The following is an 18,083-nucleotide window of genomic DNA, read 5'->3' on the forward strand; positions in this document are numbered from 1 at the left end:
TCTTTATTTGCTTAAAGTCTAAAAAAACAAAAGCCACCGTTAGGTGGCTTTTGAGTATTGAAATCGTAAGAACGCAGATAAAACACAGATAAAAAGTAACAATTACTCTTCAATCAAATCTTCATCTAAGCCTAATGGCTCTTCAGATAAAATGATCCCGGTGTTATCAGCATAAAGATAATCACCAGAGAAGAAGGTAACACCACCGAAGTTAACACGGATATCACTTTCACCAATGCCTTCACTTTGGCAACCCGCAGGAATAGCGGCCATTGCTTGAATACCTAAATCAAGCTCTGATAATGCATCCACTTGACGTACAGCGCCGTAAACGACAATGCCTTCCCATTCATTAGAAACAGCAAGTTGTGCTAGTTCAGCATCAACTAAGGCTTTACGTACAGAGCCACCGCCATCGACCAAAAGAATACGGCCTTTACCATTTTCTTCGAGTAAGTCATAAAGCAGGCCATTATCTTCAAAACATTTAACGGTGATAATTTGCCCGTTAAAGGCACTTTGACCACCAAAGTTTGAGAAAAGCGGTTCTACGACATTGATATCTTCTTGATAGATATCACAGAGTTCAGAAGTATCATATTTCATAGGAGATTACGTCAGGTTGCCACAGGAAAGTCCAGTATATCCCTTAACAGGGGCGATTGGCAAAAGACTCACTGAAAATTCAGTGAGTCAAATCAACAATCGAGTGAAATTATTCTAAAACTAAACCTAAAGAGAAAAGAACGTTAGTTAATAGTGCTGCTTTTACCATGTGTTCGAGTAGGGGACGCATCGCCTCACCAGAGTGATCGGCATTCACTCGTTTGATATGCAGTAAAAGTATCGGGGTGGCGAGTAAAAATAACCACGCTGTCCAGCGATGCATATAAAGGAGAGTGAAGATAATTAAGCAGGCAATAGAAAGAAAAATAACACAGGTATGGTAAGTTCTGGAGCCAGCAGGACCTAAGCGAACAGCTAATGTATTTTTACCTGCTTGAATATCACTTTCTAAATCGCGCATATTATTAATGTTTAGAACAGCGACAGAAAGTAAACCACAGGCTGTAGCAGGAAGTAGGGTAACAATATCAAAGGTGTTGGATTGTAAGTAATAAGTTCCGATGACGCTTAACCAGCCAAAGAAAATTAAAACAGAGATATCTCCCAGCCCCATATAACCATAAGGGCGTTTACCCACGGTATAAGTAATTGCGGCAACAATAGCGAGCAGACCCATTACTAAGAAGCCAATAGCATCTTCTGGCTTTTTACAGGCGACAATAATAAGTGCAATACCACAGATACAGGAAATAATAACATTTAGGATCAGCGCTTTTTTCATTTGAGCCGCTGTGATTATGCCTTTTTGCATTCCACGTAGTGGCCCTAAACGTTCTTCAGTATCTGTTCCTTTTACGGCATCACCATAGTCATTGGCAAGGTTTGATAGGATCTGTAATGTTCCCGCTGTCAATATAGCAAGCAATGCAATAGGTAGCTCAAAATGACCCATCCAATACGCTAATGCGGAACCCGTCACAATGGCAATTAACCCTAAAGGCAGTGTTTTGGGTCGTAAACTTTCAAGCCAGGCTTGAGTCCGGCTAGTGGAATTTAGAGAGCTCATGCTGAAATTCGATACTCGTGTTCGTTGTTATTATAAAAATAAGAATGGGAGGCAAGCCTCCCACGTAAATATTGCTGATAAGGATCGCACAAGTTGATTATAAAATAAATCGACTCAGATCTTCATCTGCGACAAGCTCATCCAGATGCTGTTTCACATATTCTGCATCAATCAATACTGATTGACCTTGACGTTCACTAGCATCGTAGGAAATTTCTTCCATCAAACGCTCTAAAACAGTATGTAAACGACGAGCACCAATATTTTCGGTAGTTTCATTTACACGCCATGCTGATTCAGCAATTTTGCGAATACCGTCTTCGGTGAAGCTAATAGACACACCTTCGGTTGCCATTAATGCTTCATACTGTTTTGTTAACGATGCATTAGGTTCAGTTAGAATACGCTCAAAATCTTCTGCTGTCAGCGCTTGAAGTTCAACACGAATTGGCAGACGTCCTTGTAATTCAGGAATTAAATCAGAAGGACTTGAAACTTGGAAAGCACCTGATGCAATAAACAGAATATGGTCTGTTTTTACCATACCGTGTTTTGTTGAAACTGTACAACCTTCAACCAGTGGTAAGAGGTCGCGCTGTACACCTTCACGAGAAACGTCAGGGCCAGAACTTTGTCCCCCACGTTTACAGATTTTATCTACTTCATCAATAAAGACGATACCGTGTTGTTCTACTGCATCAATCGCTTGCTGTTTAAGCTCTTCAGGATTAACTAATTTAGCAGCTTCTTCTTCAACAATAAGCTTAAACGCATCTTTGATTTTCATCTTACGCGCTTTTTGTTTCTGACCTGCTAAATTTTGGAACATAGATTGTAATTGATTAGTCATCTCTTCCATTCCTGGAGGAGCCATAATTTCAACACCCATTGGTGTTGCAGATAACTCAATTTCAATCTCTTTATCGTCTAACTGACCTTCACGTAATTTTTTACGGAAAGATTGACGTGCTGCTGACGGTTCAGATGCTTGTTCTGCTACGCCCCAGTTATTTTTTGCTGGTGGAATAAGGACATCAAGGATACGTTCTTCAGCCATTTCCTCAGCACGGAAACGATTTTTATCGATAGCTTGGCTACGTACCATTTTGACCGCAGAGTCGGTTAAATCACGGATAATAGAATCAACTTCTTTACCCACATAACCCACTTCGGTGAATTTAGTTGCTTCAACTTTGATGAAAGGTGCATTTGCCAATTTTGCTAAACGGCGTGCAATTTCAGTTTTACCGACACCTGTCGGTCCAATCATCAGAATATTTTTAGGTGTTACTTCATGACGCAGCGCTTCATCAAGCTGCATACGACGCCAGCGGTTACGTAGGGCAATCGCCACTGCACGTTTCGCTTTATCTTGACCAATAATAAATCTATCGAGTTCGCTGGCAATTTCGCGAGGAGTCATTTCAGACATGCTCTCTAATCCTTACTCTTTTGAAGAGAGTTCTTCAAAGTTGACATTATGGTTAGTGTAAATACAGATATCTCCAGCGATGCTAAGTGCTTTTTCAGCAATTTCTCGTGCAGAAAGTTCAGTATTTTCTAGCATAGCTCTAGCCGCTGCTTGTGCATAAGGGCCACCAGAACCGATAGCAATTAAATCGTTCTCTGGTTGAACCACATCACCATTACCTGTGATGATAAGAGATGTATTTTCATCTGCAACAGCAAGCAACGCTTCTAATTTGCGTAGCATTCTGTCTGTGCGCCAATCTTTAGCAAGTTCTACCGCAGCTTTAGTTAAATGCCCTTGGTGAAGTTCTAGTTTGCGCTCAAACAGTTCAAAAAGAGTAAAAGCATCAGCAGTGCCGCCAGCAAATCCCGCAATGACTTTGTCGTTATAAAGACGGCGTACTTTGCGAACATTGCCTTTCATGACGGTATTACCCATCGTCGCCTGTCCATCACCACCGATTACAACTTGGCCCTTACGGCGAACACTTACGATTGTAGTCATGAGTCAGCCCCTGGTTTAATCAATAAAAAAAAGAGACGGGAAGTGCCTTTATTTAAGATAAGGCACTGACCGTTGTGTGAATTAGAATTATAGGTGGGGGAGAAAATTTATTTTTCAACCCCCAGAAGCGCGAAGAATACAACCTGATACGCCAGCTCCAGCGGCTTGTCTACTTATGGAGTTGGCTTGTTCTTTACTGTAAGGACCTGATAAGACGCGGATCCAACCATCATTACCTTTCGTTACTCGGCTTTCAACACCCGAAAAAGCCAGCGTTGCTCTCACTGATTCAGCTTGTTCGGTATTTTTAAAAGAGCCACATTGCACTAAAAAGTTTGCTTCAGTCACAGCAGGTTTAGGCGGTGTAACAATTGCAGGTACAGGTGCTTGCGGTGGTGGAGTTTGTACCGGCTGTTGTGTAACAGAAGGGGGGATTGTTGCAGGTGGTGTTACAACCACTTGTGAGCGTGGTACTTCACCATTGTAAGGCACTTCTGGCAGTTGAACGGCAGGTTGGCGCTTATCCGCTTCAATTTGTTGTAAAAAACGTAACTGCTCAGGCGAAAGTGTTGCTTTCGGATTAATCTGGCTACCCGATGAAGGATATTCAGGCTGTAAAGGTGTACCGACCTGACGATTTTCCAATTCTTTAATATATTGCCAACGCTCTTGCGGTTTTGGCGGTAGGCTATTCGCTGGATGTTGCCCAGTGATGGTTGGCATTGTTTCTACGGCTTCTTTTTTATTATGTGTAATAAAATAGAGGCCGCCGATAAACAGCGCCACAATAGCGATTGCCGCGATAAGCGTCGTTAAAGGCAGCCCTTTAGCAGCCTTTTTGTTTTTACTTTTCGTTGTCTTTTTACGACGAGCAGATGTCTGCCCTCGTCCCACATAGTCTCGTTGTGCCACAGTTCGATTCGCTGATAATTAAAGGAATAGGTATCACAAACGATATGTTACTTAACATAGTGTGTTTTGCCTAGCTTTTAAGCCGACAGACACTCTCTCTTATAATTAGCTCACAATCTAATAAGCGAGAGCCGGGTGCAACAGGTCTACCTTGTAGTTGATCGAGTAATAACAACATAGATTCACGACCAATTTGATAACGAGGTTGCTCCATTGTTGTCAGAGCAGGTTCGCTATAGCGAGTGATATCAAGATTATCAAAACCAATCACAGAGAGATCTTTAGGTAGCTCTAATCCTAATTTTTTCGCCTGCCACATAACGCCAATTGCCATAATATCACTATGACAGAACACGGCTGTCGGTGGCTCCGGTAAAGAAATCAGTTTTTTCAGACTTTCTGCACCGCTTTCATGGGTAAAATCACCACGAATAATATAATCTTCGCGCAAAGGTACACCCGTTCTACGCATGGCTTGAATATAGCCTTGCAAACGATAACGACATAAAGGCATATCTTCAGGGCCTGTAATACAGGCAATACGCTTATGACCCATTTGCTGTAAATAGTGTGTTGCTCTAAAAGATGCCGTGAGATTATCAATATGCACGGTAGGTAATTCGAGTTCAGGCGCAAACTCATTTGCCATGATCATCGGCGGTAAATTTTTCTGTTCTTCTTTGGAAACATCAAAGGGGATGTGTGAGCCAAGAAGTAACATACCGTCAATTTGTTTGGTGATAATGAGATTAATAAAGGCATTTTCATGTTTTTGCTGATGTTTACAATCACCAATTAACACGAGATAACCATGTTGTGCAGCGGTTTCTTCGATGCCACACACAACATCAGTAAAAAACGGATCGCTGATGTTAGGTACGATCACAAGGATCGTTTTTGACTCGTTACGCTTAAGATTTTTTGACAGGTTATGTGGGTAATAGCCCACATCAAGAACAGCCTGTTCAACTTTCTGACGGGTTTGTGAGGATACTTTTTCCGGATTCATTAAAGTACGTGACACAGTTGCTGTGGACACGCCGGCTGCAAGGGCAACATCTTTCATTGTTGCTTGCGTATTATCTTTATTATTCTGTTGCAAACCCCATACCTCCCTTTTGGATGGTTTAGTTAAACGATTGCTTTTTTATTGCAAAAAAACCGCCAATATTCAAAAAAGGATTTTATCGACGGTTTTTAATTCAAGAAATATTCTAAATTGTTATTCTACCCGCTTTTTAAATAGATACTGTTACCTAGTTTGCATAAAAAGTGTGATACCAATCGTTTTTATGAGGTAGTTCGCAAAATTGATAAATAGTCTTGAGGCGTAATGAGTATTTGGTGGAATTTGGCTCTCAAGATAAAATCGATCAAAATATATGCAAAAATATCCAAAAGAGAGTATCAACAATCTGTCGGATCCACATCAATATTCCATTTCACTTTTTTACTTTCAGGTAAAGCCACAATCTGAGGATAAGTGACAGACAGTAATTTTTGTAAATAACCTCGTGAAGGATGCTGGAGCAATAATTGCCAACGATAATTGCCTCCTCGTTTAGCTTGAATTGCAGGAACTGGCCCCATTATCCATAAATTAGCATCTCGCATTGGGTGTTGTTCGAAAAACTGTTTGAGCTGTCGTAAGAACTGAGGCGCACGCTGATTATTGTGATCTTCAGAGCGGATCATAATATGGCTAGAATAAGGCGGTAAAAAAGTCGCTTGTCGCTCCTGTAAAGCCTCTTTAGTGAAAGCGTCATAGCCTTTTTCTAATAATGTCAGTAATAGAGGGTGATCAGGCTGATGGGTTTGTAAATACACCGCGCCTTGTTTACCCGCACGACCTGCTCGACCTGATACTTGTATATAAAGCTGAGCAAAGCGTTCGGCTGCACGAAAATCACTGGAGAACAGAGCGCCATCCACATCAAGTAAAGCCACTAAGGTGACATCAGGAAAGTGATGCCCTTTGGCTAACATTTGTGTACCGATAAGAATACGTGAGCCACCTTGATAAATATCTTCCAGTTGTTGCTCTAAAGCGCCTTTGCGACTTGTTGTATCTTTATCAATTCGCGTCACTGGTGTATCAGGAAATAATTCACCAATCCCTTGCTCAAGTTGTTCTGTTCCTAATCCTACGGGGATTAAATTAGTGGAGCCACATTGTGGACATTGTGCTGGAATGCGTCGCTGGCTATCACATTGATGGCAACGTAACATGCCATGTTTTTGATGGATAGTATAATAGTGATCGCAGCGAGGGCATTCTGCTATCCATCCACATTCATGGCATAGCAATGTAGGTGAAAATCCTCGGCGATTTAAAAAGAGCATCACTTGGTTACCCGCATTAAGGTGCTCTTTTATTGCTTTGATCAGAATGGGAGACAGCCCCGTTGTCAGTGGTTGCCCTTTTAAATCAATTAAATGCTCTGTTGCGGGTTTTGCATTACCTGCACGCTGAGTTAGGGTGAGTTGTTGATATTTTTTTTGCTCAACATTAAAGCTGGTTTCAACTGATGGGGTTGCAGTTCCCATAACAATAGGAATATTTTCTTGTTTTGCACGAAAAACGGCGAGATCACGCGCATGATAACGCCAACCATCTTGTTGTTTGTAAGAGCCATCATGCTCTTCATCGATAATGATAATACCAAGATGCTGAAAAGGGGTTAGTAGTGCCGAACGTGTACCGATAATAATGGCATTATCACCTCGTTTGGCTCGTAACCAAACGGCTAAGCGTTCAGTATCATTTAATCCTGAATGAAGCACATCCACAGGCGCATTAAAGCGAGCCTTAAAACGACGAATTGTTTGAGGAGTTAAGCCAATTTCAGGCACCAGTACCAGTGCTTGTTTACCTTGTGCGAGAATTTTTTCTAACACACTCAAATAAACTTCTGTTTTGCCTGAACCTGTAATACCCAATAATAACCAAGGTGAGAATTGATCGGCCTGTGCGGTGATTGCACCTACTGCAATAGCTTGTTCTGTGTTTAATTTAAAACGTTCGCCTTGAACCGCAAGATCATTGTGCCAATGTATGGGGGCCGGTTGAATAGGGCGCAGATCCGCAAACTCTTTCTTTTTTAAGTTATTAAGTGTTGCAGTCGTTATCTCAAACTCATCAAGTTGATGGCGATATAAAGGTGTACGGCGAAGGGCTGCTAATGCTTGCTGCTGTTTTTTCGCCCCTTTTAAACTATTGAGGTCGAGATTAATCCCTTCTTCAGTCGCATACCATTGCCATAATGGTGTGAATTCTGCGGGTTTTCCTTGTCGTAATAAAATCGGCATAGCATGAAATAGCACTTCCCCTAACGGGTAGTGATAATAAGCCGATGCCCAATTTAACATATCCCACAAAACACCCGGAAAGAGTGTTTCGCTATCAAGGATCTCATCAATTGGCTTTAGCTTTTCGATAGGAAACTCGCTGTGTGTACTAAGCCCTTTGACAATACCAAGAGAGCGGCGTTTATTACCAAAAGGCACGATCACTCGGCTGCCGATAACAGGCGCATCGATCCCTCCTGGTAACAGATAATCAAAAGAGGAGAATAGTGGTACAGGTAAAATTACCTGAACTATGGTCATATCAGGGTTTCCGAGAGTTTTAGCGAAAAGATGACGTTAAGAATATCACAAAAAGTGTGCAGATTTCATTGCGCGTTTAGTGGATATTCTGTATGATCCGCCCCCTTTGGTAGATAAATTACCAAACACTTAATTTCAATCAACACGACGTGTGGTGTTCGGCTGTGGGCTGAATGGCGACACGGCCTTAGTAGAGGTTTTCCATGAAAAAAGATATCCATCCTAAATACGAAGAAATTACTGCGTCTTGTTCTTGCGGTAACGTTATGAAAATCAACTCCACTGCAGGTCATAACCTGAATCTGGACGTTTGTGACAAATGCCACCCATTCTATACTGGTAAACAACGTGATGTTGCAACTGGTGGTCGTGTTGATCTGTTCAACAAACGCTTCAAAATTCCAGGCAGCAAATAAGATATTTGTTGTCACAAGATGTCAGCTTAGTCTGGCATCTTGCAGACAGTTCGGAATTGAAAAAAAGCCCAAAGTTTTTTGCTTTGGGCTTTTTTTATGGGCAAAGTTTTCTCTTTTTAGATAACGCTTTTGGTAGTGACAAGCCAGATCACAACTGATAAATTATCTATTCATCCATCTATTCATTTATCTATTCATAAAGCAATTAATATCATGACAATACGCTCTGAATTGATACGGCAAATACTACGCAGTGAACCTAAATCAGCAAGACAACTTACTGATATAATTAATATTAGTCAGCCAACATTATCACGGGCATTAAACGCACTAAGTGATGATATTGTGCGAATTGGTTCAGGGGCTTCTATTCAATATGCTTTACGTGATGGTTTTCGTGGATTCAATTCAGTTCCTATTTATCGCATAAATGAAGAAGGTAAAGTTAAGCCTCTAGGTAAATTGACGCCAGTTTTCCCAGAAGGTTTTGTTATGGAGCGGATAGATAATGTGAACCGATATAGTGAAGGTTTGCCGTGGTGGTTATTGGATATGCGCCCCCAAGGATATCTTGGGAGAGCTTATGCTTCTGCTTATTCGGCTGAGCTTGGTTTGCCCCAAAATCCAGATCGTTGGTCTGATACCGATATAATCAGAGCATTATTGATTCATGGACATGATGCAGTGGGAAATCTGCTAATAGGAGAGCAGGCAAGAGATCAATTTTTGAGTATGCAGATACCAGAAATTGTTGAACGTGATAAAACTTATCCCACATTAGCACGAGCTGTTAGTTCGGGAGAGGAGCCTGGTTCATCCGCTGGTGGGGAGCAACCCAAATTCTGTACCTATACAGAGAAAGGTCATGTTATCGTAAAATTTACAGCGCCTGACAATAATGCTGTTAGTGAGCGTTGGCGTGATCTGCTTCAAGCTGAGCATCTGGCATTAAAAGTACTCGGAGTTGAAACAGAGGTATTTGATTTTGAAGGGCAACGTTTCCTCGAAATCCCACGATTTGATCGTGTAGGTCCACTAGGTCGTATAGGTCTTTTTTCTTTACAAGCACTAGATGCTGAGTTTATAGGACGAGCAAGAGAGCCTTGGCCAGTATTAGTTAATGAGTTAATTAAGCAAAAACGAGTTCATCCAGATGCTGCGATTAGCACGGCACGTCGTTGGGCATTTGGAATGTTGATTGGGAATACTGATATGCACCATGGCAATTTGTCGTTTATCAGTAGACATGGTCGCCCATACGAGCTTTCACCTGCCTACGATATTTTACCAATGGGATTTGCGCCTAAGCCCGGTGGTGAAATAGTCAATACACTTCGTCCAGTGACATTACTTGATGGGATCAGCAGTGAAGTTTGGCAGGAATGTTTAGAGTTAGCCGAGCAGTTTTATACTTTAGCTGAGAGCTGTAATTGTTTTTCTGACAATTTTTCTCCATGCCTTAAAGCGTTACGTAGTCATCTTGATGAAGCAAGTTCGCGTATATCTCGTCTAGGGTAATGACAAATAGACCTAAAAATTTAATTCAAGATGATGTGTTGCTGAATTTTATTCATGTGGCTGATGAGAACAATCTTCGATAAATACCTAAAGAACCCCCTCGCTAAAAGCTAGGGGGGTTAATCTGAAGCCCAAAGTTTTTTGCTTTGGGCTTTTTTGTTCGTGTTAATCAAGCAATCAGTCAAAAGCTGACGCTGATTAATACTCCCAAGTATCGGGATCAACCCCGCGCTGGCGCATTATTTCTTTTGCCTCTTCAGGGATTTCATCGTTACGTTCTTTACGTAAGTCTTCATCATTTGGGAGAGGCTGTCCGGTAAATGCGTGCAAAAATGCTTCACACAATAATTCACTATTGGTTGCATGTTTTAGGTTATTAACCTGACGGCGAGTGCGTTCATCAGTCAAAATTTTTAGCACTTTCAATGGAATTGAAACTGTAATTTTTTTAACTTGCTCACTCTTTTTGCCATGCTCAGCGTAAGGGCTGATATATTCACCGTTCCATTCAGCCATGGATTACCTTAATTAATATCATTTAGTTGAAGTCAGAATAGGGTTAACCCACATTCTGATGGGCAATACCAGTTTATCATGACTTTTCTAAAACCACCGACTCTTCTGGCTGAAGGTGAGAGAAAAAGTAACAGTCACTGGTGATATTCTTAATTTGGGTATTATTCCATTACTTAATCTATCCGTAAAGGAGTTTAGATGGCTAGATGTATTGACGTCTTGGTGTCTAATTGGATATGCTGTTGCAGATTTCTCCACTTATCGCTGTGACAAGGTGCCTGTATGACGAAGAAAACAGCAACAATTGCTATCCATAATGGGCTAAATGAAGACACTCAATTTGGTTGTGTCGTACCGCCTATCTATCTTTCTAGTACCTATAATTTTTTAGAATTTAATCAGCCTCGTGATCATGATTATTCTCGTCGAGGTAATCCAACGCGTGATATGGTGCAAAAGACATTAGCCGAGCTAGAAGGTGGAGTGGGGGCAGTTGTCACTAGCAGTGGAATGTCAGCTATTCATTTAATTTGTACGGTTTTTCTAAAACCCGGCGATGTGATTGTTGCGCCTCATGATTGTTATGGAGGAAGTTATCGTCTTTTTAACAGCCAGCAAGAGCGTGGCGCTTATCGTGTGATTTTTGTTGATCAAAATGATGATATTGCACTTAAGCAGGCTTTAGCGCATCAGCCTAAAATTGTTTTTATCGAAACACCAAGTAATCCTCTTTTAAGAATAACGGATATTCAAAAAATCAGTGAGCTTGCTCATCAACACGGTGCATTAGTGGTTGCTGATAACACTTTTATGAGCCCTGTTTTGCAAAAGCCGTTAGCATTAGGCGCTGATATTGTTGTCCACTCATGCACAAAATATCTTAATGGACACTCAGATATTGTCGCTGGTGTTGTTATCTGTCAGTGTCAGAAACAGCTTGAGGAGCTAAGCTGGTGGGCGAATAATATTGGCGTCACATCTGGCGCATTTGATAGTTATTTATTATTACGAGGCATAAGAACATTAGTACCTCGAATTCGACTTCAGCAAGAAAATGCACAGGCATTAGTAGCATTTTTACAAACACAGCCATTAGTCGAAAAAATGTATTACCCCGCACTGGAAAATCATGTTGGCCATCAAATAGCAAAAAAACAGCAACAAGGTTTCGGTGCAATGTTAAGTTTTGAGTTAAAAGGAGGATTAGATGTGATTAAACTCTTTTTATCTCAATTAACACTCTTTACACTGGCAGAATCTTTAGGTGGGGTAGAAACCTTAATTTGTCACCCTGCCTCCATGACCCATGCAGGTATGTCAGAAGAAGCGAAAAAAACAGCAGGGATCAGCCCCTCATTACTTCGTATCTCGGTGGGTATTGAAGATAGCCAGGATTTAATCAATGATTTGCAAAGTGCGTTTGATGCAGCAACTAAAAGGTAACCATGGATCATGAGCGTAGTGGCGATTAAACAACAGGCGGAGCCGATTTGCCGTCAGTTACATAAATTCGGTGGTAGCAGTCTTGCGGATATAAAATGTTATCAACGTGTCGTGAATATCATGACGAACTATAGCCAACCTAATGACCTAATGGTGGTTTCTGCGGCTGGCTCTACGACAAATCAGTTGATTGACTGGCTAAAACTTAGTCAAAACGATCGCATTTCTGCCCATCAAGTTCAGCAAACGTTGCGCCGTTACCAGTTATCTTTAATTGAAGGATTACTTTCGAAAGAGAATGCAGAATTACTTTCTCAAGCCTTTATTGCAGATCTTGAACGCTTAAGTTATTTGTTAGATAAACCTATTACAGACGCAACGTATGCAGAAGTTGTTGGTCACGGTGAAATTTGGTCTGCAAGATTAATGGCGAATTTACTTACAGAACAAGGTTTACCTAGTGTGTGGTTAGATGCGCGTGAATTTTTGTGTGCTGAAAGAGCGGCTCAGCCACAAGTCAACGAAACGTTATCTCGCCCATTACTCCAATCATTATTAGCTAAACATCCTGAAAGCCGTTTTGTTGTCACTGGTTTTATTAGTCGCAATCAACAAGGTGACACGGTCTTATTAGGTCGTAACGGTAGTGACTACTCGGCAACTCAAGTGGGTGCTTTAGCCGATGTTGGTAAAGTCACCATTTGGAGTGATGTTGCGGGTGTTTATAGTGCAGATCCTCGCAAAGTAAAAGATGCTTGTTTACTACCCTTGTTGCGTTTAGATGAAGCGAGTGAATTGGCTCGATTAGCTGCCCCAGTTTTACATACGCGTACACTTCAACCCGTTTCAGGCAGTAATATCGATTTGCAACTTCGTTGTAGCTATCAACCAGAACAGGGTTCAACTCGTATAGAACGTGTTTTAGCATCAGGAACGGGCGCTAAAATCGTTACTAGCCATGATGATGTTTGTTTGATTGAACTCCAACTTTCATCTCATCAAAATTTCGAACAAGTAGCGAAAGAGGTTGATGAATTACTTAAGCGCGCCCAAATTCGTCCTTTAGCTACTGGCGTGGATAAAGACAGCCAGCTTTTACAACTTTGCTATACCAGTGAAGTGGCTAATAGTGCATTAGATGTATTACAAGATGCCGTTTTACCGGGTAAATTACATTTACGAGAAGGTTTCTCATTAGTGGCTTTAGTGGGGGCGGGGGTTTGTAAAAATCCATTGCATTGCCATCGTTTTTATCAACAACTTAAAGACCAACCGGTTGAATTTATTTGGCATGCGGAAGATAACATCAGCTTAGTGGCGGTATTACGTAATTATACTGAGCATTTGCTGCAAGGTTTGCATCAAACATTATTTAGAGCTGAAAAACAAATTGGTTTAGTGCTGTTTGGTAAAGGGAATATTGGTTCACGTTGGTTAGAATTGTTTGCTCGAGAACAAGAGCCTTTATCAGCGCGTAGTGATTTTGAGTTTATTCTTGCGGGTGTGGTCGATAGTCGCCGCAGTTTGCTGGACTACCAAGGAATTAATCCTAGTCGCGCTTTGGCTTTCTTTGATAACGACGCGACTGAACATACGGAAGAATCACTCTATCTTTGGATGAGAGCGCATCCTTATGATGATTTAGTGGTTGTTGATATTACAGCCAACGAGTCTCTTGCTGCTTCTTATGAAGATTTTGCTAGTTATGGTTTTCATGTTATCAGTGCAAATAAAATTGCTGGCTCCGCTTCAAGTTTACGTTATCGTGCCACACGAGATGCTTTTTCTAAAACAGGTCGCCATTGGTTATATAACGCCACAGTGGGTGCGGGTTTACCAATTAATCATACAGTGCGTGATCTGCGTGAAAGTGGTGACACTATTTTATCAATTAGCGGTATTTTCTCTGGCACGCTTTCTTGGTTATTCTTGCAATTTGATGGCACCGTTCCTTTCAGTGAGCTGGTAGAACAAGCTTGGCAACAAGGATTAACAGAGCCTGATCCACGAATTGATTTATCAGGGCAAGATGTCATGCGTAAACTGGTTATTCTTGCTCGTGAAGCGGGTTATGACATCGAGCCAGAGCAAGTACGAGTTGAATCTTTAGTGCCTGTGCAAGCTGAAACCGGTTCGCTAGAAGAGTTCTTTGATAACAGTGCATTGATTAATGAACAAATGGCACAACGATTAGCGGCTGCAAATGAAATGGATATGGTATTACGTTATATCGCCCGTTTTGATGCTAATGGTAAAGCAAAAGTGGGTGTTGAAGCAGTGAGAAAAGATCATCCTCTCGCTTCGTTATTACCGGGGGATAATTTATTTGCGATTGAAAGTCGTTGGTATCGTGATAATCCGCTTGTGATCAGAGGACCAGGAGCAGGCAGAGATGTGACCGCTGGCGCAATTCAGTCAGATTTAAACCGCCTTTCTCAATTACTGTAATTTAATTTTTTCTCTTTTATAAAGATTATCAGCGGGTTATTTTCTGCTGATAATCTTTTGTCATTTTTGTGTCATATCACCCAATTTTTTTAATTTCTTTGGCTATACTTAATTTATCTCTAGTCACAAAGGAGCGATTGATGTCAAAAGTAGTAAGACAGATTGTCCCACTAAGAAATGAAATGACGGAGGTGAACCATCAAGCTAAAGAGAACTTTTGTCAGTAGCTCATGATGTGAAATTTAAGCGTCTTGAGTGGAAGTTGAAGTGGAAGTTGAAGCATGGTTACAACGTGTTAGAACGTTATTTAGAGTACAATTCGATTAACCACATTATTTACAACAGACAACCTAATTTACTGAAAGACAATTTGTTATTCTTAATTTAAAGCGCTGATATTCAGCGCTTTATTCGTTTTTATCTTATAAAAATTCTAATCGGGAAAATTTAATCTAGTAAAAATGCAAAAGAGAGGAAAAATAAGGAATGAAAGAGAAACATGAGTTATAGCGCATCCATAAAATAAGCTAAAAACCAAAAAACAGACCAGACAATTTATCAATATTAAAAAAAATCATCTAAATTTCTCGCCAGATAAATTTTCACGTATCCCCTTCTTTTTAGTAAAAAACTCTTCGTAGTGAATAAGAAACGAAAAAATGTCCTTATTCTTAATAAAATTGAGCTAGAACAGCATGAATATTAGCCATTCTTATAAGACTAAAGCCGTAATTAAATTTCAGAAAAATCCCCCAAAACGATTATTTTCTGATATGAATAGTAGGCTAAGTAAAAAAAGCAGTGTGGCTTATCACAAAAATCAAAATAAAGTCACATTAGAAATGAAAGTTAATTACACAACTGGGAGGACATGACTTTTCTACTAGGAAGAAGCATGTTGTTACCGCCACAAAGACAAGGTCAGGAGTCTTATGAATCAACAATATTCTGCGATGCGTAGTAATGTCAGTATGCTTGGCAAGCTACTTGGAGATACGATAAAAGAAGCACTCGGTGAAGAAATTTTAGATAAAGTTGAATCTATTCGAAAATTATCTAAATCGTCACGAGCGGGTAATGAAGTTCAGCGACAAAAACTGTTGTTGACGTTGCAAAATCTCTCTAATGATGAATTATTACCTGTTGCTAGAGCATTCAATCAATTCTTAAACCTGACGAACGTGGCAGAGCAATACCATAGCATTTCGCCTCACGGTGAAGCTGCGAGCAATCCTGTGGCATTGGCAAAACTGATCACCCGACTAAAAGATAAGAATTTTACCGACGAGCAATTAAAAGAAGCTGTAGAGCAAATCTCTATTGAGCTGGTATTAACGGCACACCCAACCGAAATTGCACGTCGTACACTTATTCATAAGCTGGTTGAAGTGAATACCTGTTTATCTCAACTGGATCACGATGATTTAGCCGATTATGAACGCACAAACATCATGCGCCGTCTGCGCCAGTTAGTGGCTCAATCGTGGCATACCGATGAAATTAGAAAAATCCGTCCAACCCCAATCGATGAAGCAAAATGGGGCTTTGCGGTGGTTGAAAATAGCCTATGGGAAGGTGTTCCAGCGTTCTTACGTGAATTTAATGAGCAGCTTGAAGAATCGATAAATTTTAACTTGCCAGTAGAAGCATCACCAATTCGCTTTACCTCATGGATGGGCGGTGACCGTGATGGTAACCCAAATGTGACAGCAGAAATTACACGCCATGCTTTACTGCTAAGCCGTTGGAAAGCTGCCGATTTATTCTTAAATGATATTCAAGTCCTAGTTTCAGAACTTTCAATGACAGAAAGTACACCTGAACTGCGTGAATTAGCGGGTGGCGCTGAAATTGCAGAGCCTTATCGTGAAATTGCTAAACAATTGCGTACACGCTTACAAGTGACTCGCGATTATCTAGAGCAACGCATTAAAGGACAGCAGTCGTTACCACCAGAAGGCTTATTGATTGATAATGAAGAACTTTGGGAGCCGTTATACGCGTGTTATCAATCACTAACTCAATGTGGTATGCGTATTATCGCCAATGGGCAACTGTTAGATACGTTACGCCGTATTCGTTGTTTTGGCTTACAACTGGTGAAACTGGATATTCGCCAAGAAAGTACCAATCACACAGAAGCGCTCTCTGAATTAACACAATATTTAGAGCTTGGTGATTATGCAAATTGGTCTGAAGAGCAAAAACAAACATTCTTACTTGAAGAGTTAAACTCTAAACGTCCACTGATCCCAACAAATTGGCAGCCAAGTGCAGCGACTCAAGAAGTATTTGAAACTTGTCGCGTCATTGCACAATCACCTAAAGATTCTATTGCCTCTTATGTGATTTCAATGGCAAAAGTGCCTTCTGATGTATTAGCTGTAAAACTATTACTGAAAGAGGCCGGTGCGAATATTCGTTTACCTGTTGCTCCTTTATTTGAAACGCTTGAAGACTTAAATAATGCTGAAAGCGTAATGACCCGTTTGTTTAATATCCCTTGGTATCGAGATCTAATTGATGACAAACAAATGGTGATGATTGGCTATTCAGACTCTGCAAAAGATGCGGGTGTGATGGCAGCATCATGGGCGCAATATCGTGCTCAAGATGCATTAATCAAACTCTGTGAAAAATCAGGCGTAACATTAACGCTATTCCATGGACGTGGCGGTACGATTGGCCGTGGTGGTGCGCCAGCACATGCAGCTTTACTTTCTCAACCACCGGGAAGTTTAAAAGGTGGTCTGCGTGTGACAGAACAAGGCGAAATGATCCGCTTTAAGTTCGGATTACCACAAGTCACAATCAGCAGTCTTGCTCACTATGCTGGTGCAATCTTAGAAGCCAATTTATTGCCACCACCAGAGCCAAAAGCACCTTGGATTGAGGTCATGGATTCTTTGTCTGACGTTTCTTGTGCCATGTATCGTGACTATGTGCGAGGGCAAGAAGACTTTGTTCCTTACTTTAGAGCGGCAACGCCAGAAGGCGAATTGGGTAAACTACCATTAGGCTCTCGTCCTGCAAAACGTCGTCCTACCGGTGGGGTTGAAACCTTGCGTGCTATTCCGTGGATCTTCGCATGGACTCAAAACCGTTTAATGTTACCTGCTTGGTTAGGTGCTGGTGCCGCATTACAACATGAAATTGATAGCGGAAAACAAGCAGTATTAGACGATATGTGTGAGAACTGGCCGTTCTTTAATACACGTATTGCGATGTTGGAAATGGTGTACGCTAAAGCGGATTTATGGTTAGCGGAATATTACGATCAGCGTTTAGTCGAAGAGCGTTTATGGCCATTAGGATCTAAATTACGTCAGCAACTTTCTGATGATATTAAGAGTGTTTTGGCAATATCAAAAGATGAGCACTTAATGGCAGATTTGCCATGGGTTGCTGAATCTATTGCACTACGTAATGTATATACCGATCCATTAAACGTACTTCAGGCTGAGTTGTTACAGCGCTCTCGCACACATAGCGAGTCAGATCCTCGTATTGAACAGGCGCTAATGGTTACTATTGCGGGTATTGCTGCGGGTATGCGTAATACAGGCTAGCGTCGCCAGTATTTAGCAATAAAAACAGCGCTTAATAACAGCGC

Annotated in this window: 13 protein-coding genes; 5 read left to right on the forward strand and 8 right to left on the reverse strand. The window is 41.0% G+C overall.

Annotation, left to right across the window (positions count from 1 at the left end; translation table 11 throughout):
- Window positions 1-102 precede the first annotated feature (102 nt).
- From rraA to priA, 7 genes are all read right to left on the reverse strand, one after another.
- Window positions 103-606 carry a ribonuclease E activity regulator RraA gene (rraA, locus tag QQS39_RS00570; RefSeq protein ID WP_006534154.1) on the reverse strand — a complete coding sequence of 168 codons (504 nt, stop codon included), beginning with the start codon at window positions 604-606 and terminating at the stop codon, window positions 103-105.
- A 109-nt stretch (window positions 607-715) separates the two neighbouring features.
- Window positions 716-1,633: a 1,4-dihydroxy-2-naphthoate polyprenyltransferase gene (locus QQS39_RS00575; protein ID WP_285805212.1), complete on the reverse strand. Its 918-nt coding sequence runs from the start codon at window positions 1,631-1,633 to the stop codon at window positions 716-718.
- Window positions 1,634-1,730: 97 nt separating this feature from the next.
- On the reverse strand, window positions 1,731-3,065 hold the full coding sequence (gene hslU, locus QQS39_RS00580) for an ATP-dependent protease ATPase subunit HslU (RefSeq protein WP_075672990.1): 1,335 nt from the start codon (window positions 3,063-3,065) through the stop codon (window positions 1,731-1,733).
- 12 nt (window positions 3,066-3,077) lie between these two features.
- On the reverse strand, window positions 3,078-3,608 hold the full coding sequence (hslV, locus tag QQS39_RS00585) for an ATP-dependent protease subunit HslV (protein WP_006534149.1): 531 nt from the start codon (window positions 3,606-3,608) through the stop codon (window positions 3,078-3,080).
- A gap of 114 nt (window positions 3,609-3,722) precedes the next feature.
- Entirely contained in the window at window positions 3,723-4,520 is a 798-nt protein-coding gene (locus QQS39_RS00590) for an SPOR domain-containing protein (RefSeq protein ID WP_285805213.1), read from the reverse strand.
- A gap of 70 nt (window positions 4,521-4,590) precedes the next feature.
- Window positions 4,591-5,586, reverse strand: coding sequence for a DNA-binding transcriptional regulator CytR (gene cytR / locus QQS39_RS00595; RefSeq protein WP_232797315.1), 996 nt, complete (start codon window positions 5,584-5,586; stop codon window positions 4,591-4,593).
- Window positions 5,587-5,927: 341 nt separating this feature from the next.
- Entirely contained in the window at window positions 5,928-8,129 is a 2,202-nt protein-coding gene (gene priA / locus QQS39_RS00600) for a primosomal protein N' (RefSeq protein WP_285805214.1), read from the reverse strand.
- 203 nt (window positions 8,130-8,332) lie between these two features.
- Between priA and rpmE the strand changes: the two genes are divergently transcribed.
- Both rpmE and yjjJ read left to right on the forward strand, forming a co-directional pair.
- Window positions 8,333-8,545, forward strand: coding sequence for a 50S ribosomal protein L31 (rpmE, locus tag QQS39_RS00605; protein WP_151436601.1), 213 nt, complete (start codon window positions 8,333-8,335; stop codon window positions 8,543-8,545).
- A 213-nt stretch (window positions 8,546-8,758) separates the two neighbouring features.
- Window positions 8,759-10,063, forward strand: coding sequence for a type II toxin-antitoxin system HipA family toxin YjjJ (gene yjjJ, locus QQS39_RS00610; RefSeq protein ID WP_285805912.1), 1,305 nt, complete (start codon window positions 8,759-8,761; stop codon window positions 10,061-10,063).
- A gap of 198 nt (window positions 10,064-10,261) precedes the next feature.
- Here yjjJ and metJ read toward each other — a convergent pair whose 3' ends face one another.
- Window positions 10,262-10,579 carry a met regulon transcriptional regulator MetJ gene (gene metJ / locus QQS39_RS00615; RefSeq protein ID WP_006534139.1) on the reverse strand — a complete coding sequence of 106 codons (318 nt, stop codon included), beginning with the start codon at window positions 10,577-10,579 and terminating at the stop codon, window positions 10,262-10,264.
- A 282-nt stretch (window positions 10,580-10,861) separates the two neighbouring features.
- Here metJ and metB point away from each other — a divergent pair, with 282 nt between their 5' ends.
- The 3 genes from metB to ppc all read left to right on the forward strand — a co-directional run bounded on the left by metB (window position 10,862) and on the right by ppc (window position 18,039).
- The gene (metB, locus tag QQS39_RS00620) at window positions 10,862-12,022 is read left to right on the forward strand and encodes a cystathionine gamma-synthase (protein ID WP_151436602.1); all 1,161 of its coding nucleotides are present in this window, start codon (window positions 10,862-10,864) and stop codon (window positions 12,020-12,022) included.
- A gap of 9 nt (window positions 12,023-12,031) precedes the next feature.
- Window positions 12,032-14,470 (forward strand): bifunctional aspartate kinase/homoserine dehydrogenase II, encoded by a 2,439-nt coding sequence (locus tag QQS39_RS00625; RefSeq protein WP_285805215.1) that lies wholly within the window; start codon window positions 12,032-12,034, stop codon window positions 14,468-14,470.
- 932 nt (window positions 14,471-15,402) lie between these two features.
- The gene (gene ppc, locus QQS39_RS00630) at window positions 15,403-18,039 is read left to right on the forward strand and encodes a phosphoenolpyruvate carboxylase (protein WP_151436604.1); all 2,637 of its coding nucleotides are present in this window, start codon (window positions 15,403-15,405) and stop codon (window positions 18,037-18,039) included.
- Window positions 18,040-18,083: the final 44 nt, after the last annotated feature.

The organism is Proteus appendicitidis, assembly GCF_030271835.1.
In the GTDB taxonomy this organism is placed as follows: Bacteria; Pseudomonadota; Gammaproteobacteria; order Enterobacterales; family Enterobacteriaceae; genus Proteus; species Proteus appendicitidis.